Genomic DNA, 24,526 nt, shown 5'->3' on the forward strand with positions numbered 1-24,526 from the left:
ACGGCAATGTAAACCCCATCGCAAACACGCCAAATCCAACCCCGGACGCGCTACACAACCCTGTTTTTCTACCCGGGAACAAGGCCCCTCACGAACTCGCTATCGACGTATGCGACTAAAGTCGTAGTGCTTGGACTTGGCAGAAGATCATTTTGTGTACCATAGTGGACACGGGGAAGGCAGGGGAGAGCCTTCCGGGGAGGATTTACGTGGCGAAGGCCGCTACTCAGATTGAAATGCCGATAGGCGTTGTTGTGCGCAAAACACCCGGTGTCACTCGCTGGGCGAAATGGAACTGGCGTGCGATTGCGGTGTTGCCCGGTGCAGGCCCTGCCGATTGGCACGAAATGCGCCGGGAAGGCGAAGCTGTGGAATACCACGCTGCAACCCTCCCCCTCACATTGTGGGCGGATGAGACCGAGGCGTATATGGTCAACCTGTCCGACGGCACGCCCTCGATATACCTTGTGCTGCGCGATGCGCTGGACGGGCAGCGCCCGATGGATGCTGTGCTGGTTACTGCCTCACCCTATGAAGGGCAGGATTACGCGGATACCGGTGAAGAGATTGTCGAAAAGATCCCAATGACGGACGGGCTGATCGCTTGGGTGCGGGATTTCGCTTTGGAACATCACCGCGATGAAGTCTTCGTTAAACGTAAGCGCGACAAGAAACGCACTGATCTGGTAGAAGATGGCAAAGGCGATGCGCGCATACGGCAAGAGTCCGATGTTTACCGCGCCCCGCGGAGGATCATCCAATGACCGAAGCCCGCGATTTCTGGTCCCGCCGCAAAGCCGCCGTTCAGGCCGAGGCTGAGGCCGAAGTAATCGCAGCCGAAGAACAGGTAATCGCAGACCAACGCGCTGAGCTGGAAGAAAAGACCGACGCCGAGATTCTGGCCGAGTTCAACTTGCCCGATCCCGATCAGTTGCAAGCGGGCGATGACGTCTCGGGCTTTATGGCCAAAGCCGTTCCCGACCGTCTTCGCCGCCGCGCCCTGCGCAGGTTGTGGCGGCTGAACCCGGTGTTGGCCAATGTCGATGGGCTGGTCGATTATGGCGAAGACTATACCGACGCGGCCTGTGTGATCGAAAACCTGCAGACCGCCTATCAGGTCGGCAAGGGTATGCTTGCTCATGTCGAAGCGCTGGCGGCCAAGGCCGAAGTCGAGGCGGAAGAAATCGAGATTGAGGTCGAGGCCGAGGAACCTCAGCCTGAACCCGAAGAGATCGACACCCCCGACCCAGAGCCCGTTCTCGTGGCTGAAATAGAATCAGACGCGCCGGAGGAGGCGGAAGTCGCCCCTGCCCCGCGCCGCATGAAATTTGAATTCGAAGGATAACCGAATGACCGCAAATGAAGCGCAACAGATGGATGTCTCGGCCGAGGATCGCCTGCGCGCGGATTTCTACAACTTTCTGGGCCTGCTGCTGGCCGGTCCGCCAGATCAGATGCTTCTGGACCAGATGGTGGGCCTCAGCGGCGATGACAGCGATCTGGGTCAGGCTATTCAGGCGATGGCTCGGGTGGCCAAAGTCACCAAACCTGCGGCTGCTGAACGTGAGTTCAACGCACTGTTCATTGGGTTGGGACGCGGAGAGCTTCTACCCTATGCCAGCTTTTACCTGACCGGATTCCTGAACGAGAAACCATTGGCACAGCTGCGCAATGACATGGCCGTGCGCGGTATTACCCGGGCGCAAAACGTCTATGAACCCGAAGACAACATCGCCTCGTTGATGGAGATGATGGCGGGGATGATCGTCGGCCGGTTCGGCACGCCCGCGTCTTTGGACGACCAGAAAGCGTTCTGGAACAAACATATCGGCCCTTGGGCCACGCATTTCTATTCGGATTTGGAAGGCGCCGAGAACTCGGTCCTCTATGCCTCGGTCGGCACTGCCGGTCGGGTCTTCATGGAGATCGAGCGTGAAGCTTTCCGAATGTCGGCAGCGTGAGACGTTGTCATTCGCCAGCGTCCCTAGCGGGGCGTTAAACTGCAAATGGGAAAGGAGAACCCCATGAGCAAGACCAAGGAAGAAGGTGCAACGCGCCGCGACTTCCTCAAACTGGCCGGAACCGCAGCGCCTGCTGCTGTCGCCGCCGCCAGCCTGACCGGAAAGGCCGAGGCAGCTGAGCTGCCCACGGACGAAACCCGGATGCAGGACACCGCGCATACACGCGCATATCTGGAAAGCACCCGGTTCTAGGATCGGACGTTTTCACCACCCGACAGACGGTTGCGATTGGCCCTGACGTCGGTTTTGCGAAGTACCAAGCAGCCGTGGCTTACGCGGCACGCAAGGGAGGAAAGTAATGCTTAGGAAAAAGACCAACGGGGTTGCGAGACGCCCCCAGCGGACAAGTATCCTGTCCCAGGTTGGCGAGAAAACCGTCGATCGCCGCGCATTTCTGCGTGGCTCGGGCCTGACGATCGGCGGCCTTGCCGCGATCAGCGCCACGGGTGGAACCGTGACGCCAGCCAGCGCCCAGTCAGCGGCAAACACCGCCGTTGAAAATATCAAATCCGTGTGCACCCACTGCTCGGTCGGCTGTACTGTCGTCGCCGAAGTGCAAAACGGCGTCTGGGTCGGGCAGGAACCCGGCTGGGACAGCCCATTCAACTTGGGTGCACACTGCGCCAAGGGGGCCTCGGTCCGCGAGCACGCCCATGGTGAGCGCCGCCTGAAGTACCCGATGAAAAAGGAAGGCGGAGAGTGGAAGCGCATCAGCTGGGAACAGGCGATCGACGAGATCGGCGACGGCATGATGAACATCCGCCAGGAATCCGGGCCGGACAGCGTGTACTGGCTGGGTTCTGCGAAACACAATAACGAACAGGCCTATCTGTTCCGCAAGTTCGCCGCCTACTGGGGCACGAACAACGTGGACCATCAGGCCCGTATCTGCCACTCGACCACTGTTGCGGGCGTTGCGAACACATGGGGCTATGGCGCCATGACCAACTCGTACAACGACATGCACAACAGCCGGGCCATCTTTATCATCGGTGGTAACCCGGCCGAGGCGCACCCCGTCTCGTTGCTGCATATCCTGCGGGCGAAAGAGCAAAACAACGCCCCTCTGATCGTCTGCGACCCGCGCTTTACGCGCACCGCGGCCCACGCGGATGAATATGTCCGTTTCCGCCCCGGCACCGACGTTGCACTGGTCTGGGGCATCCTGTGGCACATCTTCGACAACGGCTGGGAGGACAAAGAGTTCATCCGCACCCGTGTCTGGGGTATGGACCAGATCCGCGAAGAGGTTGCCAAGTGGAACCCCGACGAGGTTGAGCGCGTCACCGGTACGCCCGGCTCGCAGCTGCGCCGCGTCGCCCGGACCATGGTGAACAACCGCCCTGGAACCGTCGTATGGTGCATGGGTGGTACACAGCACACCAACGGCAACAACAACACCCGTGCGTACTGCGTGCTTCAGCTTGCGCTTGGCAACATGGGCACATCGGGTGGTGGCACCAACATCTTCCGTGGCCACGACAACGTGCAGGGCGCAACAGACCTTGGTGTTCTGTCCCACACCCTGCCCGGCTACTATGGCCTGTCCAAGGGTGCTTGGGGCCACTGGGCGCGTGTCTGGGGTGAAGACCCTGAATGGCTCGCGGGACAGTTCGCCACGATCAAGGACAAGGAAGGCAAGGACAAGCCGCTACAGAACGAGCGCGGCATCCCGGTCTCCCGTTGGATCGATGGTGTTCTGGAAGACCCAGCCAACATGGATCAGGACAATAATGTCCGTGCCATGGTTCTGTGGGGCCACGCGCCCAACTCGCAGACCCGGATGACGGAAATGAAGACGGCGATGGAGAAGCTGGACATGCTGGTCGTGATCGACCCGTATCCCACCGTCTCGGCCGTTCTGCATGACCGCACGGATGGTGTCTACCTGTTGCCTGCCTGTACGCAGTTCGAGACACGTGGTTCGGCCACGGCATCGAACCGGTCGCTGCAGTGGCGCGACAAGGTGGTTGATCCGCTGTTCGAAAGCTTGCCGGACGAGGTCATCATGGCCAAGTTCGCCAACAAGTTCGGCTGGGCAGACCGCTTCTTCCGCAATATCGAGATGGAAGATGCCGAGACCCCGAATGTTGAAAGCATCACGCGTGAGTTCAACTCGGGCCTCTGGACCATCGGCTATACCGGTCAGTCGCCGGAACGTCTGAAAAGCCACATGGCCAACCAGCACACGTTCGACAGAACCACGCTGCAAGCCATCGGTGGACCCAACGACGGCGAATACTACGGCCTTCCGTGGCCCTGCTGGGGCACGCCGGAGATGGGTCATACGGGGACACCAAACCTCTATGACATGTCCAAGCCGGTGGCCGAAGGCGGCCTGACCTTCCGCGCCCGTTTCGGTGTGGAACGCGACGGCGACAACCTACTGGCCGAAGGGGTCTATAGCGTAGGATCGGAAATTCAGGATGGTTATCCGGAATTCACGATGCAGATGCTGATGGATCTTGGCTGGGATGGCGATCTGACCGCCGAGGAACGCGCGGCGATTGACGCTGTTGCGGGTCCTGAAACCAACTGGAAGACCGACCTCTCCGGCGGTATCCAGCGGGTTGCGATCAAGCATGGCTGTGCGCCCTTCGGGAACGCCAAAGCCCGCGCGGTCGTCTGGACCTTCCCGGATCCGATCCCACTGCACCGCGAGCCGCTATATACCAACCGGCGCGATCTGGTGGAGGACTATCCGACCTACGAGGACCGTCAGGCCTATCGCCTACCCACCCTTTATGCTTCGATCCAAAAAAACGACTTTTCAAAGGATTATCCGATAATCCTGACGTCAGGTCGTCTGGTCGAATATGAAGGTGGTGGTGATGAGACACGGTCCAACCCGTGGCTGGCCGAGCTTCAGCAGGACATGTTCGTCGAGATCAACCCCCGCGATGCCAACAACCTTGGTATTCGTGACGGATCACAGGTCTGGGTCGAAGGTCCTGAGGGCGGAAAGGTCAAGGTGATGGCGATGCTGACCAACAGGGTTGGCGCCGGCGTGGCCTTTATGCCGTTCCACTTTGGCGGCCATTTCCAGGGCGAGGATCAGCGGCACAAATACCCCGCAGGTGCAGACCCCTATGTCTTGGGTGAAAGTTCTAACACCGCCCAGACCTATGGCTACGACTCAGTAACCCAGATGCAGGAGACCAAGTGTACTCTCTGCAAGATCTCGGCAGCGTAAAGGAGGACGAAAATGGCTAGAGCAAAGTTTCTCTGCGACGCTGAACGCTGCATCGAGTGCAACGCCTGTGTCACCGCGTGTAAAAACGAGCACGAGGTACCATGGGGCATCAACCGCCGCAGGGTGGTGACGATCAATGACGGCAACCCGGGCGAACGCTCGATCTCGGTGGCCTGTATGCATTGTTCGGATGCACCTTGCATGGCGGTGTGCCCGGTCGACTGCTTCTATCAGAACGAAGAAGGTGTCGTCCTGCACTCCAAAGACCTGTGCATTGGCTGCGGCTATTGCTTCTACGCGTGCCCGTTCGGTGCGCCGCAATACCCGCAGGCGGGCAACTTCGGATCGCGCGGCAAGATGGACAAATGTACCTTCTGCGCCGGTGGTCCCGAAGAAACGCACTCGACCGCAGAGTTCGCCAAATATGGTCGCAACCGGATCGCCGAGGGCAAACTGCCCATCTGCGCCGAGATGTGTTCCACCAAGGCCCTGCTTGCCGGTGACGGTGACGTGGTCTCGGCCATCTACCGCGAACGTGTTGTGGCGCGCGGATTTGGCTCGGGCGCGTGGGGTTGGGGCACCGCCTACGACCAGAAAGACGGCTAAGGTCTAACCGAAACTCGACAGCCCCCCGCGCTAGCTCGGGGGCTGTCTTACTCTTGCCGGTGGCCGCCTGTCGGTCGCCGCCTTTCCTGTCGAAGGTGGGACGCTCATGACCAATGATATCTACTGGCTGTTGAGGCTGGACCTGAACCCAGAAAAACAGTCCGAGTTCGAGGCCCTGATGGCCGAAATGGTCGCCGCGACCCTCGAGGAAACAGGTGCCAAAACCTATGAGTGGCACCAAAGCGACAGCGGCATTCACATCTATGAACGTTACGCGAGTTCAGATGATGCGATGATTCATATGCAGAATTTTGGGGTAAATTTCGCGGATCGGTTTATGTCCTTACTTACGCCGGTTCAGTTTGATGTCTACGGCCCCGCGAATAACGACCTTCAGACGGCCCTGTCCCCTGTTGGAGCCGTTTTTCACAAGCAGATCGGCGGCTTTGACCGTTGACACGACCAAGAATAGGGAGAGAACCCATGCGCCTGATCCAATTTCTGCTCTTCTCACTCTTCCTGACCGGAGCCGCATGGGCGCAGGACGCCCCGGAATCCCCGGCACCGGATCGCTCGGCCACCGGAGGGGCCACGACGCTTGAGGATATTCTGGCCCGTCAACGGGGCGAGAAAGTGGACAACACTTATCGCTCGGAAAACACTGGCCAAGGCAATGTCGAAGGTTTGCTGGGGCAGTTTGGCACTACCGGTGTGGCTTCGGACAGTGATGTCTATCGCGCGCTACGCTATGGGTCGGCGGATGTCACCGTGTCGTCTCAGGGGCCCGCGGCCAGTGTTCTGATCCAGGATGGCGGCATGTGGTGGTGGGCTTTCCGCACCGGACCGTTGCGCGAATACGGCACCTACATCATTGCCGGCATGGCCGCCGTGATCCTGTTGTTTTTCCTGATCCGCGGAAAAATCCGCATTGATGGCGAAAAAACAGGCCGCACAGTCACGCGTTTCAACGGTTTCGAACGGTTTGGCCACTGGCTTTTCGCCGGATCGTTTTTGATCCTCGGGCTCACTGGCCTGCTGACGCTTTACGGTCGAGACTTTCTAATCCCAATCTTTGGAAAAGAAGGCTTTGCGACGATCGCGCAAGCCTGCAAATGGCTTCATAACAACTTGGCATGGGCCTTCATGCTGGGCCTTGTCATCGTCACTGTAAACTGGATCGCCCATAACATCCCAAACCGTACCGACCTAAAGTGGTTGGCCGCTGGCGGTGGGCTTTTCACCAAAAACAGTCATCCTCCAGCCAAGAAATTCAATGCAGGGCAAAAGGTCATTTTCTGGGCCTGCATTTTGCTTGGCGTGTCGATCAGCCTGTCGGGTTTGTCCCTGTTGTTTCCGTTCGAGATGCCCCTGTTTGCCAAAACATTCCAGATCGCCAATGCAACCGGGTTGCCTCAGGCAATGGGCCTGAATCTGCCAGTGCAAATGTCGCCGCAAGAGGAAATGCAATACGCCCAAGTCTGGCACGTGATGATTGCCTATGTCTTTATCGCCATCATTATCGCGCATATCTACCTGGGCTCAGTGGGGATGGAGGGCGCGTTCGACGCCATGGGAACCGGCGAGGTCGAAGAACAGTGGGCGCGTGAACACCATTCGCTGTGGCTGGCAGAGGTGCAGGAAAAAGAGGCTACCAAGGGCGCAGCCTCGCCTGCCGAATAAATGCGCGTACTGGCGCTGATCCTTGCGCTGATCCCCCTGCCCGCGTGGTCCGAGTTCTTTACGCTAAAAGGCCACGGCGGGCCGATCATGGGAATCGCGACGGCCCCGGATGGGCGGATCGCCACGGCAAGCTTCGACAACTCGGTCGGCCTCTGGTTCGACCAGATGCCCGAATGGCTGGAAGGCCACGAGGCGGCGGTAAACGCAGTCGCCTTCAACGGCACCGCGATCTATTCCGCAGGTGATGATTTCACCCTGCGCCGCTGGCCGGGCGGAGAGGTCGTGGGCCAGCACAGGGGCAAGATCGTCCATATCGCAGCGTCGAAAACCCATGTGGCGACCGCCAGTTGGGACGGCACAATTGGCCTTTGGCCGGCGGATGGGTCGGACCCAACGGTTCTGTCTGCTGGCGGCGGCGTCAATGCGGTTGTGTTTACGCCCGACGGATCACAGCTCTATTCCGCCGGGGTCGACGGGGCGTTGCGCCTTTGGGATGTCGCCAGCGGGCAAGAATCTCTGCGGGTGGTCGAGCATGGCTTTGGCATCAATGAGCTGGTCCTGAACGCGCAAGACAACTGGATCGCCTATGGCGCGGTCGATGGCGTGACCCGCATTCGCGATCTGACAACGGGCGAGGAACGAGATTTTACCCTCGACCGCCGCCCTATTCTGGCGCTGGCGCTCAGCCCGGATCGTAGCTTGTTGGCGGTGGGGGATGGCGAAGGCTATATCATGCTCATCGACACGGTCGATTGGCGCATCGCACAGGATTTCCGCGCCACGTTGCGCGGGCCGGTTTGGGCGCTGGCCTTTTCGCCGGACGGCCAGAACATCCATGCAGGCGGGATTGACGAGGCCATGTATAGCTGGCCCATCGCCAGCTTACGCGAGCAGGACCAAATGGCCGCAGTGGAGCCCAGTTTCCTGAAAAACCCCGATCAGATGAGCAATGGTGAACGGCAGTTTGCCCGTAAATGCTCAATCTGTCATAGCCTGACACCAGACGGCCAGCGCCGCGCCGGGCCGACGCTGCATGGGGTGTTCGGACGCAAGGCCGGGTCACTGCCGGGATATTTCTACTCGGATACGCTGCAAGACTCTGATATCATTTGGAATGACGAGACCATAAATGCCCTTTTCGACGAGGGGCCAGACCACTACATTCCGGGGTCGAAGATGCCGATGCAGCGGATCACGCAGCCCAGCGACCGGGACGATTTGATCGCCTTTCTGCGCCGCGCCACGGCACCGGAAAACTGAAAGACCGGAGGAGACAGATGAAAGCCTTCCTTGCCGCCGTGGCCGCCATGGTCGTCATTGCAATAGCTGCGCCTTTTGTGCTGAATCAGATCGGATTCAGTGCCGCCGATGCGGGAACCGGTTCAGCGGTGCGCCTCGACTGAATGCCTGAATTCCTGACCACAAAGGAACTGGCCGACCTGCTGCGTATCGGCGAGCGTAAAGCCTATGATCTGGCCTCGTCGGGCGAGGTGCCCTGCGTACGCGCCATGGGAAAGCTGCTGTTTCCCCGCGCCGAGGTCATCGCCTGGCTGAACGCGTCGCGCAGTGGCCCGCAGGTGGCAGAACCGCCCTTGCCTCCGATTGTCGCGGGTAGCCATGATCCACTTCTGGATTGGGCACTGCGCGAAAGCGGTTCGGGGTTGGCGACGTACTATGACGGCTCGTTCGATGGCCTGAACCGGTTGAAAGACCGGACTGCGCAGGCCGCCGCGCTGCATATTCACGAAGACGGCGGGTTCAATCTCGGGGCCTTACGCGATGCTTTGGGCGAGGCGCCGGTGGTTTTGTATGAAGTTGCGCAGCGTCAGCGTGGATTGCTGTTGGCTCCGGGTGTGAGTGACATCTCAGGATTTGCCGACCTGAAAGGCCGCCGCGTGATCCTGCGGCAGGAGTCGGCCGCCAGCCAGCGCCTGTTTGACGGGCAACTGGAGGCACATGGCCTCACCCGCGCGGATCTGGACGCCCTGCCCACCTGCGCCCGTACCGAGGAAGAGCTGGCCATCGCGCTGCATGACGGCAAAGCAGAGGCCGGGTTTGGTCTGGGCGCGCTGGCCGGGCTGTATGATCTGGGCTTCTGTCCGACCCATGCTGAACGGTTGGATCTGGCCATCTGGCGGCGGGCCTATTTCGACGAACCGATGCTCAAACTGCTGGCCTTTGTGCAATCCGAACGATTTGCCGCCCGCTCAGCAGAGTTTGGCGGCTATGACCTGACTCATCTGGGCACGATCCATCACAACGGTGCCAGCGGTTAAGACCCGCTGGCGTTGGGAAAGAACAACTGCTGGCCGTCCAGCTTGTAAGACGCAATCGCCGCCTGCCCGTCCGGCCCGGTCAGCCAATCGATGAACCTCTGACCCGCTGCAGCCCGAACACGTGGATGCTTGTCCGGGTTCACCAGAATAACGCCATATTGGTTGAACAGACGCGGGTCGCCCTCGACCATCACCTCAAGATTGCCCCTGTTGCCAAAGGTTTGCCACGTGGCGCGGTCGGTCAGCACGTAGGCATCCATCCCGCTGGCCACATTCAGCGTCGCCCCCATGCCCGAGCCCGTCTCGCGATACCATGCGCCTGATGCAGCCGTGGGATCAACCTCGGCCGCAGTCCAATGGCGCATCTCGGCCTTATGCGTGCCGCTGTCATCCCCGCGCGAGGCGAAGGGGGCCTCGGCCTCGGCCACAGCGGTCAAAGCCGCCACGATATCCGCGCCGCCTTTCACCTTGGCCGGGTCGAATCTCGGCCCGACCAGAACAAAATCGTTATACATGACGTCAAAGCGTTCGACGCCCCAACCATCGGCGACGAACTGATCCTCGGCCTGTTTGGCATGGACCAGCAGAACGTCTCCGTCCCCGTTGACCGCATTGCGGATCGCCTGCCCGGTGCCAACAGCCACCACACGCACGTCTATCCCAGTTTCGGCCTCGAACCCCGGCAGGATATAGTCCAGAAGCCCCGAGTTCTGCGTGGACGTGGTCGATTGCACGACAATAAAGGGCTCTTCGGCGAACGCAGGTGCGGCCAGGCCAAGCGAAAGCAATGCTGCCCGAAGAAAATTCCGGATCATTTCGATCTCCGTCTTATTGATTAAGTCACAAGCCCGCCCGCCAGATAGCGGCGTGCGGCATCACTTTGAGGCGCGTTTAAGACCTGTTTAGCCAACCCATGTTCAACCACATGCCCACCCTGCATCATGACGATATCCGCAGCCAGTCGGCGAGCCTGCCCAATGTCATGGGTCACCATGACAATCCGCACGCCGCGACTTGATGCTCGCAGGATCATCCGCTCGATCATCTGGGTCGCGCTTGGGTCCAGTGCGCTGGTAGGTTCGTCCAGAAACAGCGTCTCGGGGTCCAGCGCCAGCGCGCGCAGGATGGCCAGCCGTTGAGCCTCGCCCCCGGACAAGGATCGCGCGGGCTGACGCGCCTTGCCTTCCAGCCCGCCCTCAGCCAACAGGCTTTCGATCCGTAGCTTGCGGGCACCGCGCGGCAGCCCCTGACGTTTCAGAACGAAATCAAGATTGGCCGCAACCGAGCGGCGCAGCAGCACAGGTTGTTGAAACACCATCGCCTGTTGCACTTTGTGCCTATCGGTCAGCGGAATCCCGTCCTGCTCAACCCGTCCCTGATCCGGCTCGATCAAGCCGTGCAAACAACGTAAAAGCAGGCTTTTACCAGCCCCGTTCGGCCCCAGGATCAGTGTCGGACCCGGCCCGTCCAGCGAAAGGCGCGAAACATTAAGCAGCGCTTTGCCGTTTCGAACAACGCGCAAATTTCGCACCAACAGGCTGCTGGCTGTATCACATAGCATATCACGCATGACGCAGCCCCTCCTGTTCAGCGCGCAGGCTGACTGCGCTGACCATAGCGTTTACCGCGATTGCAATTCCGATCAGGATCGCGCCCAACGCCAATGCCAGCGCCAGATTGCCCTTGGAGGTCTCAAGCGCGATGGTCGTGGTCATCACCCGCGTCACGTGATTGATGTTGCCGCCCACGATGATCACCGCGCCCACCTCGGCGATAGCGCGGCCAAACCCGGCCAGGAGCGCCGTGATCAACGCCAGCCGCGCGTCCCATAGCAGCACCGGGACCGAGGCCAGACGCGACACGCCCAGCGATCGCAACTGTTCCGAATATTCCTCGGCCAGCATCTCAATCACCTGTCGTGTCAGAGCAGCTACGATCGGTGTCACCAGCACGACCTGTGCGATGATCATGGCCGTGGGCGTATACAGCAGTTCCAGCACACCCAATGGTCCTGAGCGCGACAGCATCAGATAAACCAACAGCCCCACAACGACCGGAGGGAACCCCATCAAAGCATTCATCAACACGATCATCGCCCGCCGCCCCGGAAAGCGCGCAACGGCCAGTGCTGCCCCAACAGGCATCCCGATCAACGCAGCGATCAGTACGGCAAAAATCGAAACTTTCAGGGACAACAGAACAATCGCCCACAACTCGGCATCCCCGTTCAGGATCAGAGCTAAAGCCGATGTGAATTCTGATGCAAATCCCTGCATATTCTCCCCATATCAACGCAATCGGAACCAAATGCGTTTATTTTCAAAGGAATACTAAGGCATTTTTCAACGAATGGCACACACTTTTCCGGCATCTCAAACGCAAAACGCGGCCCCCGAAGGGACCGCGTCAAATGCGTCTGACAGACGGCTTAATTCAGGGCTGCATCCGTGATCTGATGTGTCCAAGCGCCCTCGGGCTGCTTGGTGATCACTGGGTCCGACCCGCCAGCCAGCAGAGTGCCCACCGTGCGTTCAAAATCCGCAGGGTCCAGCGCACCGTTCGAACCAGCGGTCAGCTTGGCGATTTCACCCATCATGCGCTTTTGGTGCTCTTCGGTCTGGGCACCGGTCGCGTCGTTTTCCAGCACGATATCGGCCGCCTCATCCGGGTTTTCCTCGGCGTATTTCCAGCCTTTCATCGAGGCGCGCACAAAGCGTTCCATCTTGTCCGTAAAGGCCGCATCACTGAGGTTTTCCTCAAGCACATAGAGACCGTCTTCCAACGTGGCGACGCCCTGATCTTCGTATTTGAACGTCACCAGCTCATCAGGGCTAACGCCTGCGTCGATCACCTGCCAATACTCGTTGTAGGTCATGGTGCTGATGCAATCGGCCTGACGCTGCAACAGAGGGTCCACGTTAAAGCCCTGTTTCAGAACCTCAACTCCGCTTTCGCTCTTGCCACTGGTGTCGATGCCCAGCTGGCTCATCCAGCTCATGAACGGAAATTCGTTGCCAAAGAACCAGACACCTAGCGTACGGTTCTTAAGATCCTCGGGCGAGGTGATCCCCGCATCCTTCCAGCAGGTCAGCATCATGCCCGAGCTTTTGAAGGGCTGGGCGATGTTGACCAGCGGAAGCCCCTTTTCGCGCGCGGCCAGCGCGGCGGGCATCCATTCGACAGTTACATCCGCGCCGCCCCCTGCGATCACCTGCGTGGGTGCGATATCGGGGCCGCCGGGCAGGATGGTGACGTCCAGCCCCTCTTCCTCGTAGAACCCTTTGTCTGCCGCCACGTAGTAACCCGCAAACTGCGCCTGCGTGACCCATTTCAGCTGCAATGTCACCTCATCCGCCGACCATGCCGCACCGGCTGTAAGTCCAAAGGCAGCAAGCGCCCCGCTAAGTAGCTTATTCATCTTCATGTCTCCTAGTTGCTGTTGGTGCCCCGTTTTCGGGGTCTGTTGAAGTGTTATCCTCTTTGTGACGGGTGCCAGAAGGTCACCGCCTTTTCGATCATCGCGACCGCGCCATAGAATGCAGTTCCGGCTAGTGCGGCTACTACGATCTCGGCCCAGACCATATCCAGCGAAAGCTGACCGACGCTGGTGGAAATCCGAAAGCCCATACCCAGGGTCGGAGAGCCAAAGAACTCGGCCACGATAGCGCCTATCAGCGCCAATGTGGTGGAAATCTTCAACCCGTTGAACACAAACGGCATCGCCGCAGGCAGGCGCAGTTTCAGAAAGCTCTGCCAATAGGTTGCGGCATAGGTCTCCATCAGGTCGCGCTGCATCGCCGTCGCCTCGCGCAGGCCGGCCACAGTGTTCACCAGCATCGGAAAGAACACCATCACAACGACGACTGCGGCCTTGGAATGCCAGTCGAACCCAAACCACATCACAAGAATGGGGGCCGTGCCGACGATGGGCAGAGCGGCGACGAAATTTCCCACGGGCAGCAGACCCAGACGCAGGAAATCCCAGCGATCCACGGCGATCGCCATCAGAAACGCGGCACCACACCCGATGATGTAGCCGCTAAGCGCCCCTTTGACGATGGTCTGCACGAAGTCTGCCCACAGGATCGGCAGACTGTCCGTAAAGCGCACCGCAATCACCGAGGGCGCGGGCAGGATGACCAGCGGCACTTCGAGCCCACGCACCAGCAGCTCCCACATACCGATGATCGTCAGGCCAAAGATCAGCGGGGCCAGAACGCCCACAATACGCGTGTCGGCATACGGACCGCTGGCCAGGCGGCCATTTACCCACCAGCCCAGCAGCCACAGAAGGATTGCACCAAAAACAAGGATCATTGCGCCATCCCCATCCGCTTCAGCACCGTCCGTTCGATCAAGCCCAGCAGTGCCACAAGACCGGCCGCCAGAATGGCCGCCGCAAAAAGGGCCGACCAGATTTGCACCGTCTGACCATAATAACTGCCCGCCAGCAGACGCGCGCCCAGCCCAGCGACGGCCCCGGTTGGCAGCTCTCCGACAATGGCCCCGACCAACGACGCAGCGATGCCGATTTTCAGCGAGGTGAACAGATACGGCATCGAGGCTGGCAGGCGCAGTTTCCAGAATCCTTGCGACCGGCTGGCACCATAGGTGCGGAGCAGGTCCAGCTGCATCGCGTCGGGGCTGCGCAGACCTTTGACCATGCCTACGACCACCGGGAAAAAGCTGAGATAGGCCGAGATCACCGCCTTGGGAATGATGCCCTGAATGCCCACCGAATAAAGCACCACGATAATCATGGGCGCCAGCGCGATGATCGGGATGGTCTGGCTGACAATGGCCCATGGCATCACCGACAGGTCCATCACCCGGCTATGCACAATCCCCACCGCCAGCAAAATGCCCAATCCGGTGCCGATGGCAAATCCCAGCATCGTCGCGCTGAGCGTGACCCAACCGTGATAGATCAGCGACCGTTTCGAGGTGATCTTTTTCTGCACCGTCGTCTCCCACATCTCAATGGCGACCTGATGTGGCGCAGGAAGACGGGGGCGGTCCTGCTCCCACGTGGCGGGGATGGCAAAGCTGTTGTTCAGCACCAGGCCGAACTCGGACATGTCGCGCCGATCCTTGGCCGAGGGCGGCTGCACCTCGGCCCCTGCCCGCTCTTGTTCGGTCAGCACGCCCTTGATGTTCATCGGCACACAGGCCGCGTACCAGAACGCAACGATCACGGTCAGGACGGTCAGCACCGCCCAAAAGGCTTTCAGGCCGCTAGTCATCCGAATGCCCCGCCCGCAGCCCTTCACGCACGCGATGAGCGACCTCAATAAACTCGGGCGTGTCGCGGATATCCAAAGGCCTTTCCTTGGGCAGAGGGCTGTCGATCACATCCGTAATCCGCCCGGGCCGAGGGCTCATCACCACGATCTTGGTGCTGAGATAGACCGCCTCGGGGATCGAATGCGTCACGAATCCGATGGTCTTGCCCGTCCGCGCCCACAGCGCCAAAAGCTGTTCATTCAAGTGATCGCGCACAATTTCGTCCAGCGCGCCAAAGGGTTCATCCATCAGCAGGATATCGGCGTCAAAGGCCAGCGCCCGCGCGATACTGGCCCGCTGCTGCATCCCGCCCGAAAGCTGCCACGGGAATTTGCCACCAAAGCCCGCCAGATCGACCAGTTCCAGAACCTTGCTGACCCGTTCTTCCTGTTCGGCCGCCGAATAGCCCATGATCTCAAGCGGCAGTTTGATGTTCTTGGCGATGGTCCGCCACGGATACAGCCCAGCGGCCTGAAACACATAGCCATAGGCCCGTTTCCGCCGCGCCTCATCCGGGGTCATGCCGTTGACGGTCAGTGTTCCCCCGGTTGGCGTCTCAAGCGCCGCAATACAGCGCAGGAAAGTGGTCTTGCCACAGCCCGAGGGGCCGATAAAACTGACGAAATCGCCCTTGTCGATGGTCAGGTTCACATCTTTCAACGCGTGAACCGGGCCATCATTGGTTTGGAAGGTGAGGTTGAGATTGGCAGCTTCTACGACTGCGGAATTGTTGTTTGGATCGGTTGGCATTTCTTACTCAGGAATAGGCAGTGTGACACACGCCGCAATCATTGCGGCAGGGACTCCGAAAATTAACAGGAAGGCATTCCCAAAGGGCTGACTAGCTGAACTGAAAGCCCAAAACAGTATGTCAGCGCCAGTCCAGGAAAACACGGATACAGCTGCTGCCGCGATCAGTGTAGGCCCGCGGCGACCGATTGGAAGTCTGGTGGCGACGCGACGCATCGCCACAAAAACAACGCAACCCGGGAATAGCGCGCAAAGCAGCATCGGACCCCATATTGGCCATCCGAGCAGCAAAGTAAGAGTTAACACGGACGGCAGGCTGGGAAGCAAGTTCGCTAGCCCAATTTCGGGCGGTGCGAACATTGCACCAATTACCCAAAACGCGAGCACAACGATTAGCGTGGCGAGAACCGAAAACGCAATAAACTGAATCGCAGTTGGGTATTCTGTGCTTTGCGTCAACTCTTAAACCCCCGTCGCCGGAATACCCGTCCGCTCGACCGGACGCGGTGCGGTCAACTCTTTCCAAGTGCTCAGCGCCCGGTTCACATGCCCGTTCGGCTCGCGCGCTACGAAGTCGCCATGACCTTCCTGCGTACGGATTTCCCCGTCATGTACGGCCACCTGACCGCGTGTCAGGGTAAAGCGTGGCAAGCCCTTGACCTCTTTGCCTTCGAACACGTTGTAGTCGATCGAGGACTGCTGCGTCTCGGCGCTGATCGTCTTGGTTTTTTCGGGATCCCAAACAACGATATCCGCGTCAGCCCCAACCAGAATCGCACCCTTTTTCGGGTAACAATTCATGATCTTAGCGATGTTTGTTGATGTGACCGCGACGAATTCGTTCATCGTCAGACGCCCGGTATTCACACCATAGGTCCACAGCATCGGCATCCGGTCCTCCAACCCGCCTGTCCCGTTGGGGATCTTGGTGAAATCGCCCACGCCATAGCGTTTCTGATCGGTCGTAAAGGCGCAATGGTCGGTGGCCACCACGCTCAACGTTCCTGAATGCAGCCCGTTCCACAGGCTGTCCTGATGCTGCTTGTTCCGGAACGGAGGGCTCATGACCCGACGCGCCGCGTGGTCCCAATCCTGATGGAAATATTCGCTTTCATCCAAGGTCAGGTGCTGGATCAGAGGTTCGCCCCACACCCGTTTGCCGTTCATCTTGGCCCGGCGAATGGCCTCATGCGCCTCTTCACACGAGGTATGCACTACATACAAAGGCACACCTGCCATGTCGGCGATCATGATGGCCCTGTTCGTGGCCTCGCCCTCAACTTGAGGCGGGCGGGAATAGGCATGCGCCTCGGGCCCTGTATTGCCTTCGGCCAGCAGCTTGGCGCTGAGCTCAGCCACCACATCGCCATTTTCAGCATGAACCATGGCGATCCCGCCCAGCTCAGCCAGACGTTTGAACGAGGCAAACAGCTCATCATCATTCACCATCAACGCGCCTTTATAGGCCATGAAATGCTTGAACGTGTTGATCCCGCGCGTCTCGATCACGGTCTTGATGTCGTCGAACACCTGCTCGCCCCACCAGGTGACGGCCATGTGAAACGAATAATCGCAATTCGCACGCGTCGATTTGTTGTCCCAACGCTTCAACGCATCCAGCAGGCTCTCACCCGGGTTGGGCAGCGCGAAATCCACCACCATCGTGGTGCCCCCGGCCAAAGCCGCCCGCGTCCCGCTTTCAAAATCATCGCTGGAATAAGTGCCCATGAACGGCATCTCAAGATGGGTATGCGGATCAATCCCACCCGGCATGACATAGCAGCCAGTCGCGTCAAGCTCCTTGTCGCCCTTCAGATCCAAGCCGATTTCGGTGATCACCCCGTCCTCGACCATGACGTCTGCTTTATAGGAAAGATCCGCGGTTACGACGGTCCCATTCTTGATAACAGTGCTCATTCTAATCTCCCTGACGCGGTCTGCGCCGCTTGCTTCATCTGGCTAAAAATACCTCGGGGGGAGTCGCCCAGCGGGCGACGGGGGCAGCGCCCCCTACTCCACGATCTCCGCCGTCTCAACGACCGCATGAAACAGAACATCCGTTCCGGCTGCCGCCCAGTCCTTGCTGATCTCTTCGGCCTCGTTATGGCTCAACCCATCCACGCACGGACACATCACCATGGCCGTCGGTGCCACACGATTGATCCAACACGCATCATGCCCAGCGCCCGAGATGATATCCGTATGTGAATAGCCCAGCCGCTCAGCCGCATCGCGCACTGCGGCCACACACCCTTCGTCGAATTGCACCGGATCAAACCCACCCACCTTCTCGAACTCGATCTGCAGGCCCATTTCATCCACGATATCCTCAGCTGCGACCCGCAGACGCGCCTCCATATCCTTGATCACCTCCAGATCGGGCGAGCGGAAATCGACCGTGAACACCACTTTGCCCGGAATCACATTGCGCGAGTTCGGGAACACATCGATATGCCCCGCCGCCCCAACGGCATGAGGCGCATGGGACCATGCGATCTCATCCACTTTCTCAAGTATGCGCGCCATCGCCAGCCCAGCATTCTTGCGCATGGGCATCGGAGTCGAACCGGTATGTGCATCCTTGCCTGTCACCGTGATCTGCGTCCAGCTGAGGCCCTGACCATGAGTGACCACACCGATATCCTTGCCCTCGGCCTCAAGGATCGGGCCCTGTTCGATATGCAGCTCAAAGAACGCATGCATCTTGCGCGCGCCAACCTCTTCGTCTCCACGCCAGCCAATCCGTTGAAGCTCATCACCAAACGCCTTGCCTTCGGCATCTTCGCGCGCATACGCCCAATCTTGCGTATGCACTCCGGCAAACACGCCCGATGACAGCATGGCTGGAGCGTACCGGGTACCCTCTTCGTTGGTCCAGTTGGTTGCAACAATGGGGTGTTTCGTCTTGATCCCCAAATCATTCAGCGTGCGGAGGACCTCCAGCCCGCCCAGAACCCCCAGCACACCGTCATACTTGCCGCCCGTCGGCTGCGTATCCAGGTGCGAGCCTACGTAAACCGGCAGCGCGTCCGGGTCTGTCCCTTCGCGCCGGGCGAACATGTTGCCCATCTGATCGAGCCCCATCGAACAGCCCGCATCCTCGCACCATTTTTGAAACAAGGCGCGGCCTTCGGCATCCTCATCCGTCAAGGTTTGACGATTGTTGCCACCGGCTACGCCGGGGCCGATTTTGGCCATCTCCATCAGGCTGTCCCACAACCTGTCGCCATTAATCCGTAGGTTCTGCGCCGGAGCTGCCATCTTGTTCTTCCCTGTCGCTTGCGATTTGGCTCGCTTTTGGTGTCTTGATTTGACCATCTGGTCAAACTCACGCTATCACGGGTTCGAGATCAGTCAAGAAATTGCAGGACACCACCAGATTTTTTGACCTATTTCACGCCCGAATGCCGGAAAAAGAGACAGCCTGAAAACATGCCCAAAGACCGCGCCCCGACCCGTATTCAGAAAAAGAACCGCGCCGCGATTCTCGAGGCCGCATTAAACGTGTTCTCAGCGCACGGATTCCGGGGTGCAACCGTGGATCAAATCGCGTCCGAAGCGGGTCTGAGCAAGCCAAACCTGCTATATTACTTTCCTTCGAAAGAAGCGATTCATACCGCCCTGCTGTCCGGCCTGCTAGACGTCTGGCTGGCCCCTTTGCACGATTTGGACGAAGCGGGCGATCCGATGCAAGAGATTCTCTCGTACATCCACCGAAAGCTGGAAATGAGCCGTGACCTGCCGCGAGAAAGCCGCTTGTTTGCCAACGAACTGGTTCAGGGTGCCCCCAGAATTCATGCGGCTCTGTCGAGTGACCTCAAGTCGCTGGTCGATGAAAAGACCGCTATTCTGATCAGATGGATGGATCAGGGTAAAATTGCAAAACTGCATCCTTATCACCTGATCTTTTCGATCTGGGCACTGACTCAGCATTATGCGGATTTTGATGTTCAGGTCCGTGCGATACTAGCTGATGAAGACCCGTTCGAAGGCGCTGAACCCTTTATCGATACACTGTATCGCAAACTTTTGACGCCCTGATAAAAGGGGCCGGTCGCCGGCCCCTTTTTTTGTGATTACTCAGCCGCTTTGGCCATCGGGTTGTTCCGGTGCGTCGTCCAGTTCGCATAGTTGGGTTGCACTTCGCGGCCCGTGCGTGGGTCAACCTCTCCCGCGGCCATCGGCTCCATGGAAATACACCCATCTACAGGACACACATCCACACACAGGTTGCAGGCAACGCATTCGTCGTCCATCACCTCAAAAACACGGTCCTCAGACATTGAAATAGCCTGATGGCTGGTGTCTTCGCACGCAGCGTAGCAACGGCCGCATTTGATGCACTGGTCCTGATCGATCTTTGCTTTTGCGACGTAGTTGAGGTTCAAATATTGCCAATCCGTCACGTTTGGCACAGCCAGACCGACAATTTCAGAGACGTCTTTGTACCCCTTCTCATCCATCCATTTCGACAGCCCGGCGGTCAGTTCGTCGATGATTTTAAAACCATAGGTCATCGCAGCCGTACAGACCTGAACTGTACCACAACCCAACGCCATAAACTCGGCCGCATCACGCCATGTAGTCACGCCCCCGATGCCGGAAATCGGCAGGCCATGCGTCGCTTGAGCCCGCGAAATCTCGGACACCATGGACAGGGCAATCGGCTTCACCGCCGGGCCGCAATACCCTCCGTGGCTGCCTTTGCCGTCGATCGAGGGTTCAGGGCTGAACGTGTCCAGATTGACGCTGGTGATCGAGTTAATCGTGTTGATCAGCGACACCGCATCAGCGCCGCCATTCTTCGCGGCTTCGGCAGGTTTGCGAATATCCGTTATGTTTGGCGTCAGCTTCACGATCACCGGGCAGTCATAGTATTTTTTGCACCACCGCGTGACCATCTCGATATATTCCGGCACCTGCCCGACAGCAGATCCCATGCCACGCTCGCTCATGCCGTGCGGACAGCCGAAGTTCAGCTCGATCCCATCTGCCCCGGTTTCGGCAACCCGTGGTAGAATAGCTTTCCACGCCTCCTCCTCGCACGGAACCATGATCGAAGCGATCAGCGCGCGATCCGGGTAATCGGCCTTGACCCGCGCCATCTCCTCAAGGTTCACCTCAAGCGGACGATCGGTGATCAACTCGATATTGTTCAGACCCAGCAACCGCCGATCCGCGCCATAGATCGCGCCGTACCGGGGCCCGTTTACGTTCACCACCGGAGGCCCCTCGGACCCCAGCGTTTTCCAGACCACACCGCCCCATCCGGCCTCGAACGCGCGGCGGACATTGTATTCCTTATCGGTCGGCGGCGCCGAGGCCAGCCAGTACGGGTTCGGGCTTTCGATTCCCAGAAAGTTCGTCTTTAAATCAGCCATTTATCCGGCCCTCCTGATGCCACTCAGCATCCCAAATCCAGTTTTCACGCGGTCAGATTTACGTGGATATCCATTGCCGCATCGCGGCCCTCGGCTACAGCGGTCACGGTCAGGTCTTCGCCGCCGGCAGCGCAGTCGCCTCCGGCCCAGACACCCGTGATCGAGGTACGCCCCGCGCCCGCGACAGCGATCTTGTTACCTTCGAGTTTCAGCCCTTCGGGCGCGCCCTCCAGCGTCTGGCCAATCGCTTTCAACACCTGATCTGCAGGCAGGCGGATTACCTCGCCCGTGCCGGTCAATTGCCCACCTTCGCTAGATGTATACTCCAGCTCAATCTCAGCCGCTGCGCCGTTTCCATGCACGGCCACGGGCTGCACGTTGGTCATGATCTTGACCCCGTGCGAAGCCGCCAAGTCCTGCTCGTACCGGCTGGCGCCCATGGCGTCGCGCCCGCGGCGATAGGCAATGGTCACATGCTCGGCTCCCAGCAGCTTGGACTTCACCGCCGCGTCCACAGCGGTCATGCCACCACCGATGACAACGACATTGCGTCCCACGGGCAGTGTCGCCAGATCACTGGCCTGCCGCACGTCCGAGATGAACTCGACCGCCGGGCGCACGCCGTCTTTGTCGACGCCACCGGCGCGCAGGGCATTCACCCCTGCCAGACCGATCGACAGGAACACCGCGTCGTAATTCGTGGACAACCCATCCAGCGAGATAGTGTCGCCCAGAACCGATCCCGTCTCAATCGTGATACCACCGATCTGCATCAGCCAATCTACCTCGGCCTGCGCGAAGTTGTTGGTCGATTTATAGGCCGCAATCCCGTATTCATTCAGGCCGCCGGGCTTGGGCTTGCTTTCGTGAATGACAACGTCATGCCCCAGCATCGCCAGCCGATGCGCGCAGGCCAGCCCAGCGGGCCCTGCTCCGATCACCGCGACGGTCTTTCCGGTCGGCGCGGCACGGTCAAACGGATGCGCCCCGCCCGCCATTACACTATCGGTCGCATAACGCTGCAAGCGCCCAATCTCGACCGGAGCCCCTTCGGCAGCCTCGCGTACACAGGCTTCTTCACACAGTGTCTCGGTCGGACATACGCGGGCGCACATACCGCCAAGAATGTTTTGCGCCAGAATGGTCTCGCCCGCCGCTTCGGGCTGCCCGGCCTGAATATGCCGCATGAACAGCGGGATATCGATCTCGGTCGGACAAGCCGCCACACACGGCGCATCATAGCAAAAATAACACCGGTCTGCGGCCACGGCAGCCTCGTGAGGGGCCAGTGGTGGATGCAGATCCGTGAAATTCGAGGTCAGCTCATCGCTGGAAAGCCGCCCGGAGACAATGCCGGGGGCCATCTGGCCCTGTGCCATCGCTCTACTCCCTGTAGATATGGTTGTTATGGGATCAGCTTGCCACAGTCTGAAATTTTATCAATTGGTAAAATTTGTCAAATGGTCAAAAAATCAAAAAACCGGGCTCACCGGCCCGGTTTTCGAAAAAATATGCCTGTTTTTGATGCAGCGGCGAAATTCAAACCATCTGCGATAGATGCCCAGACTTGATCCAGACCCGTGCGCCGGCCTCTCCTGCCGTGGCGACGGAGTGGGTGCCGGGTGGCAAGCGAAGCCAATCCCAATCGGAAAACACCTCATCCGATTCCCGAACAGTGCCTTCGATGACAAACAGCTCAAGCCCCTTTTCGGCATTCAAATCCAGCGCTTCATTCGGCGCCAAACTGAGAACCCGCACATCTTCAAGGTCATCCTTGAACAGCTGAAGTTTTTCCGCTCCCTCGATGGACCGGCGCACTTCGGTTCTGTCTGCAGGGTCGAACTGATGCAGCTTGACCAGAATGGTCGCGCCGTCCTTGGCCGAGGGCGTATGAGAAGACGTCGGCGGGTTGCGCACATAGCTGCCAACCTGAAAGTCGCCTGTTTCGTCCTGAAACACTCCATCCAGAACCAGATATTCCTCGCCGCCATCATGGGTATGCGCAGCGAACGCGCTGCCCGGCGCAAACCGGACGATTGTAGTGGCGCGGGCAACTTCTTCACCGATACGGTCCAGCATTTTTCGCTCGACCCCGGCTGCGGGGGACGCGACCCATTCGTTCTGATCAAAGTGGACGGCGACGCGCTTTGTGAAATCTGCGTTGACCCTCATGCGGTATCTCCTTCTGGACATCTCAGCCTAAGATGGGGGCATCATGCCGGTTTTCAATTTTTGCATCATGCGATCGTCTTCACATCTGGTTTTGTCTGCATACCCTGCGTACTGTGCCGCCAACAGATAATACGAGCGACGACCACCGACCGATGCAGGCCACCCCTTCGAAATTCAATATTGTCATCATTGGCCAGAATAACCGGCTGCAATACGAGGCATTGCTGTTTGCCGCCTCTTTGCGCCACAGCAGCCCCGATTTCGCCGGCCGCCTGTTTGTCGCTGTTCCACAACCCAGCCAACATTGGTCACAAGATCCCAGCATCCAAGACGAAGATATCCTTAAAGCTCTGCGCCAATTGGATGCCGAGCTGCTGCCTTTTGAAAATCAGGTCTTTGGCCAGACTTACCCGCATGGTAACAAGATTGAGGCGTTGTCGGCTTTGCCAGAAGGCGAGCCGTTTGTGTTCTTCGACAGTGACACGCTGATCACCGGAGATTTGAACACCGTTCCCTTCGACTTTGCCCACCCCGGTGCATCGCTGAAAGTCGAGGGGACATGGCCACGCCCAACGCTTTATGGGCCCGGATATGATGGTATCTGGAAGGCGCTTTATCACAGGTTCGGTCTTGATTTCGAAAGTTCGGTCGACACAAGCCAACCGCATGATTATTGGCGGCGGTATTTGTACTTTAACGCTGGCTATTTCTTCCATTCCTGCCCTCGCATCTTTGGCGACAGGTTCCGTGACTATGCGCGCACTATCCGGGATGAAGATATCCCAGAGCTGGCTGGCCAGACATTGGACCCCTGGCTTGACCAGATCGCTCTGCCCTTGGTGATCCATTCTCTTGGCGGGGGGCGAGACGCCCTGCCACACGGCCTGTTGGATGGCACCGTGAGCTGTCACTATCGCCTGTTCCCACTGCTTTACGCACGTGAAAGCGACCATGTGGTCGAGCTGCTGGAGACGGTGGTAGCGCCAAACCGCATCAAAAAAGTGCTCAAAGGGTATGAGCCGATCCGCAAGCTGGTCATTCAGCGAAAGGGTCACAAGATCCGCGAGATGTTCGACCGAGACAACCTGCCCCAACGCGAGCAGGCTATACGCAACAAAATCAAGGCAAAGGGCCTATGGATGCGCTGACAGGATTGTTGTGCGC

General features: G+C 59.0%; 24 protein-coding genes and 1 pseudogene. 13 read left to right on the forward strand and 12 right to left on the reverse strand.

Features of this window, described 5'->3' with window-relative positions; all coding sequences use genetic code 11:
- The first annotated feature begins 209 nt into the window (after window positions 1-209).
- The 11 genes and pseudogenes from ABWV79_RS15775 (at window position 210) to ABWV79_RS15825 (ending at window position 9,776) form a co-directional block, all read left to right on the forward strand.
- Complete coding sequence (locus ABWV79_RS15775; protein ID WP_170352885.1) at window positions 210-764, forward strand: DUF3305 domain-containing protein; 555 nt, start codon at window positions 210-212, stop codon at window positions 762-764.
- A pseudogene (locus ABWV79_RS15780) lies at window positions 752-1,345 on the forward strand (DUF3306 domain-containing protein); the annotation flags it as partial. The gene ABWV79_RS15775 and the pseudogene ABWV79_RS15780, both read left to right, overlap by 13 nt.
- Before the next feature lie 4 nt (window positions 1,346-1,349).
- Entirely contained in the window at window positions 1,350-1,961 is a 612-nt protein-coding gene (locus tag ABWV79_RS15785; RefSeq protein ID WP_353393097.1) for a TorD/DmsD family molecular chaperone, read from the forward strand.
- Between the two features lie 63 nt (window positions 1,962-2,024).
- A complete protein-coding gene (locus ABWV79_RS15790) occupies window positions 2,025-2,213 on the forward strand; it encodes a ubiquinol-cytochrome c reductase iron-sulfur subunit N-terminal domain-containing protein (protein ID WP_353393099.1) in 189 nt (62 codons plus the stop codon).
- Between the two features lie 106 nt (window positions 2,214-2,319).
- Window positions 2,320-5,214 (forward strand): formate dehydrogenase subunit alpha, encoded by a 2,895-nt coding sequence (locus ABWV79_RS15795; protein WP_353393101.1) that lies wholly within the window; start codon window positions 2,320-2,322, stop codon window positions 5,212-5,214.
- A 12-nt stretch (window positions 5,215-5,226) separates the two neighbouring features.
- Entirely contained in the window at window positions 5,227-5,820 is a 594-nt protein-coding gene (fdh3B, locus tag ABWV79_RS15800; RefSeq protein ID WP_037307340.1) for a formate dehydrogenase FDH3 subunit beta, read from the forward strand.
- 106 nt (window positions 5,821-5,926) lie between these two features.
- Window positions 5,927-6,277, forward strand: a complete 351-nt coding sequence (locus tag ABWV79_RS15805) for a putative quinol monooxygenase (protein WP_353393103.1) — start codon at window positions 5,927-5,929, stop codon at window positions 6,275-6,277.
- Window positions 6,278-6,303: 26 nt separating this feature from the next.
- The gene (locus ABWV79_RS15810) at window positions 6,304-7,500 is read left to right on the forward strand and encodes a formate dehydrogenase subunit gamma (RefSeq protein WP_353393105.1); all 1,197 of its coding nucleotides are present in this window, start codon (window positions 6,304-6,306) and stop codon (window positions 7,498-7,500) included.
- Window positions 7,501-8,760, forward strand: a complete 1,260-nt coding sequence (locus ABWV79_RS15815) for a c-type cytochrome (protein WP_353393107.1) — start codon at window positions 7,501-7,503, stop codon at window positions 8,758-8,760.
- A 17-nt stretch (window positions 8,761-8,777) separates the two neighbouring features.
- Window positions 8,778-8,903, forward strand: a complete 126-nt coding sequence (locus ABWV79_RS15820; RefSeq protein ID WP_269149587.1) for a hypothetical protein — start codon at window positions 8,778-8,780, stop codon at window positions 8,901-8,903.
- Complete coding sequence (locus tag ABWV79_RS15825) at window positions 8,904-9,776, forward strand: substrate-binding domain-containing protein (RefSeq protein ID WP_353393109.1); 873 nt, start codon at window positions 8,904-8,906, stop codon at window positions 9,774-9,776.
- Here the strand turns inward: ABWV79_RS15825 and ABWV79_RS15830 are convergent.
- The 9 genes from ABWV79_RS15830 to ABWV79_RS15870 form a co-directional block, all read right to left on the reverse strand.
- Window positions 9,773-10,591, reverse strand: coding sequence for an ABC transporter substrate-binding protein (locus tag ABWV79_RS15830; RefSeq protein ID WP_353393111.1), 819 nt, complete (start codon window positions 10,589-10,591; stop codon window positions 9,773-9,775). The genes ABWV79_RS15825 and ABWV79_RS15830 overlap by 4 nt on opposite strands.
- Window positions 10,592-10,611: 20 nt before the next feature.
- The gene (locus tag ABWV79_RS15835; protein ID WP_353393113.1) at window positions 10,612-11,346 is read right to left on the reverse strand and encodes an ATP-binding cassette domain-containing protein; all 735 of its coding nucleotides are present in this window, start codon (window positions 11,344-11,346) and stop codon (window positions 10,612-10,614) included.
- A complete protein-coding gene (locus ABWV79_RS15840) occupies window positions 11,339-12,052 on the reverse strand; it encodes an ABC transporter permease (RefSeq protein WP_170352871.1) in 714 nt (237 codons plus the stop codon). The genes ABWV79_RS15835 and ABWV79_RS15840 overlap by 8 nt, the downstream gene beginning before the upstream one ends.
- Before the next feature lie 152 nt (window positions 12,053-12,204).
- Window positions 12,205-13,194 (reverse strand): ABC transporter substrate-binding protein, encoded by a 990-nt coding sequence (locus ABWV79_RS15845; protein ID WP_170724175.1) that lies wholly within the window; start codon window positions 13,192-13,194, stop codon window positions 12,205-12,207.
- Between the two features lie 53 nt (window positions 13,195-13,247).
- Complete coding sequence (locus tag ABWV79_RS15850) at window positions 13,248-14,093, reverse strand: ABC transporter permease (RefSeq protein WP_353393116.1); 846 nt, start codon at window positions 14,091-14,093, stop codon at window positions 13,248-13,250.
- A complete protein-coding gene (locus ABWV79_RS15855) occupies window positions 14,090-15,007 on the reverse strand; it encodes an ABC transporter permease (protein WP_170353150.1) in 918 nt (305 codons plus the stop codon). Before ABWV79_RS15855 ends, ABWV79_RS15850 begins: the two co-directional genes overlap by 4 nt.
- A 4-nt stretch (window positions 15,008-15,011) precedes the next feature.
- A complete protein-coding gene (locus ABWV79_RS15860) occupies window positions 15,012-15,809 on the reverse strand; it encodes an ABC transporter ATP-binding protein (RefSeq protein ID WP_353393117.1) in 798 nt (265 codons plus the stop codon).
- 462 nt (window positions 15,810-16,271) lie between these two features.
- Window positions 16,272-17,726 carry a dihydropyrimidinase gene (gene hydA, locus ABWV79_RS15865; RefSeq protein ID WP_170352863.1) on the reverse strand — a complete coding sequence of 485 codons (1,455 nt, stop codon included), beginning with the start codon at window positions 17,724-17,726 and terminating at the stop codon, window positions 16,272-16,274.
- A 93-nt stretch (window positions 17,727-17,819) separates the two neighbouring features.
- The gene (locus tag ABWV79_RS15870; protein WP_353393119.1) at window positions 17,820-19,070 is read right to left on the reverse strand and encodes a Zn-dependent hydrolase; all 1,251 of its coding nucleotides are present in this window, start codon (window positions 19,068-19,070) and stop codon (window positions 17,820-17,822) included.
- 171 nt (window positions 19,071-19,241) lie between these two features.
- On the opposite strand from ABWV79_RS15870, the gene ABWV79_RS15875 reads away from it, so the two are divergent.
- Window positions 19,242-19,850, forward strand: a complete 609-nt coding sequence (locus tag ABWV79_RS15875; RefSeq protein ID WP_353393121.1) for a TetR family transcriptional regulator C-terminal domain-containing protein — start codon at window positions 19,242-19,244, stop codon at window positions 19,848-19,850.
- Between the two features lie 35 nt (window positions 19,851-19,885).
- On the opposite strand, the gene preA is transcribed toward ABWV79_RS15875, so the two are convergent.
- The 3 genes from preA to ABWV79_RS15890 form a co-directional block, all read right to left on the reverse strand.
- Entirely contained in the window at window positions 19,886-21,190 is a 1,305-nt protein-coding gene (gene preA / locus ABWV79_RS15880) for an NAD-dependent dihydropyrimidine dehydrogenase subunit PreA (RefSeq protein ID WP_353393123.1), read from the reverse strand.
- A 44-nt stretch (window positions 21,191-21,234) separates the two neighbouring features.
- Window positions 21,235-22,569, reverse strand: coding sequence for an NAD(P)-dependent oxidoreductase (locus ABWV79_RS15885; protein WP_353393125.1), 1,335 nt, complete (start codon window positions 22,567-22,569; stop codon window positions 21,235-21,237).
- Window positions 22,570-22,729: 160 nt separating this feature from the next.
- Window positions 22,730-23,362, reverse strand: coding sequence for a cupin domain-containing protein (locus ABWV79_RS15890; RefSeq protein WP_353393127.1), 633 nt, complete (start codon window positions 23,360-23,362; stop codon window positions 22,730-22,732).
- A gap of 152 nt (window positions 23,363-23,514) precedes the next feature.
- Between ABWV79_RS15890 and ABWV79_RS15895 the strand changes: the two genes are divergently transcribed.
- On the forward strand, window positions 23,515-24,510 hold the full coding sequence (locus ABWV79_RS15895) for a GT-B fold glycosyltransferase domain-containing protein (protein WP_353393129.1): 996 nt from the start codon (window positions 23,515-23,517) through the stop codon (window positions 24,508-24,510).
- Window positions 24,511-24,526: the final 16 nt, after the last annotated feature.

It is taken from the genome of Ruegeria sp. HU-ET01832, assembly GCF_040371315.1.
In the GTDB taxonomy this organism is placed as follows: domain Bacteria; phylum Pseudomonadota; class Alphaproteobacteria; order Rhodobacterales; family Rhodobacteraceae; genus Ruegeria; species Ruegeria lacuscaerulensis_A.

Excerpts from the sequence above, each read along its gene's own strand:
- ABWV79_RS15810 (WP_353393105.1), top strand. The coding sequence starts at position 6,304 with ATGCGCCTGATCCAATTTCTGCTCTTCTCACTCTTCCTGACCGGAGCC.
- ABWV79_RS15870 (WP_353393119.1), bottom strand. The coding sequence starts at position 19,070 with ATGGCAGCTCCGGCGCAGAACCTACGGATTAATGGCGACAGGTTGTGG.
- ABWV79_RS15815 (WP_353393107.1), top strand. The coding sequence starts at position 7,501 with ATGCGCGTACTGGCGCTGATCCTTGCGCTGATCCCCCTGCCCGCGTGG.
- fdh3B (WP_037307340.1), top strand. The coding sequence starts at position 5,227 with ATGGCTAGAGCAAAGTTTCTCTGCGACGCTGAACGCTGCATCGAGTGC.
- ABWV79_RS15825 (WP_353393109.1), top strand. The coding sequence starts at position 8,904 with ATGCCTGAATTCCTGACCACAAAGGAACTGGCCGACCTGCTGCGTATC.
- preA (WP_353393123.1), bottom strand. The coding sequence starts at position 21,190 with ATGGCTGATTTAAAGACGAACTTTCTGGGAATCGAAAGCCCGAACCCG.
- hydA (WP_170352863.1), bottom strand. The coding sequence starts at position 17,726 with ATGAGCACTGTTATCAAGAATGGGACCGTCGTAACCGCGGATCTTTCC.
- ABWV79_RS15830 (WP_353393111.1), bottom strand. The coding sequence starts at position 10,591 with ATGATCCGGAATTTTCTTCGGGCAGCATTGCTTTCGCTTGGCCTGGCC.
- ABWV79_RS15820 (WP_269149587.1), top strand. The coding sequence starts at position 8,778 with ATGAAAGCCTTCCTTGCCGCCGTGGCCGCCATGGTCGTCATTGCAATA.
- ABWV79_RS15875 (WP_353393121.1), top strand. The coding sequence starts at position 19,242 with ATGCCCAAAGACCGCGCCCCGACCCGTATTCAGAAAAAGAACCGCGCC.
- ABWV79_RS15850 (WP_353393116.1), bottom strand. The coding sequence starts at position 14,093 with ATGATCCTTGTTTTTGGTGCAATCCTTCTGTGGCTGCTGGGCTGGTGG.
- ABWV79_RS15790 (WP_353393099.1), top strand. The coding sequence starts at position 2,025 with ATGAGCAAGACCAAGGAAGAAGGTGCAACGCGCCGCGACTTCCTCAAA.
- ABWV79_RS15845 (WP_170724175.1), bottom strand. The coding sequence starts at position 13,194 with ATGAATAAGCTACTTAGCGGGGCGCTTGCTGCCTTTGGACTTACAGCC.
- ABWV79_RS15840 (WP_170352871.1), bottom strand. The coding sequence starts at position 12,052 with ATGCAGGGATTTGCATCAGAATTCACATCGGCTTTAGCTCTGATCCTG.
- ABWV79_RS15860 (WP_353393117.1), bottom strand. The coding sequence starts at position 15,809 with ATGCCAACCGATCCAAACAACAATTCCGCAGTCGTAGAAGCTGCCAAT.
- ABWV79_RS15835 (WP_353393113.1), bottom strand. The coding sequence starts at position 11,346 with ATGCGTGATATGCTATGTGATACAGCCAGCAGCCTGTTGGTGCGAAAT.
- ABWV79_RS15785 (WP_353393097.1), top strand. The coding sequence starts at position 1,350 with ATGACCGCAAATGAAGCGCAACAGATGGATGTCTCGGCCGAGGATCGC.
- ABWV79_RS15795 (WP_353393101.1), top strand. The coding sequence starts at position 2,320 with ATGCTTAGGAAAAAGACCAACGGGGTTGCGAGACGCCCCCAGCGGACA.
- ABWV79_RS15885 (WP_353393125.1), bottom strand. The coding sequence starts at position 22,569 with ATGGCACAGGGCCAGATGGCCCCCGGCATTGTCTCCGGGCGGCTTTCC.
- ABWV79_RS15890 (WP_353393127.1), bottom strand. The coding sequence starts at position 23,362 with ATGAGGGTCAACGCAGATTTCACAAAGCGCGTCGCCGTCCACTTTGAT.
- ABWV79_RS15895 (WP_353393129.1), top strand. The coding sequence starts at position 23,515 with ATGCAGGCCACCCCTTCGAAATTCAATATTGTCATCATTGGCCAGAAT.
- ABWV79_RS15805 (WP_353393103.1), top strand. The coding sequence starts at position 5,927 with ATGACCAATGATATCTACTGGCTGTTGAGGCTGGACCTGAACCCAGAA.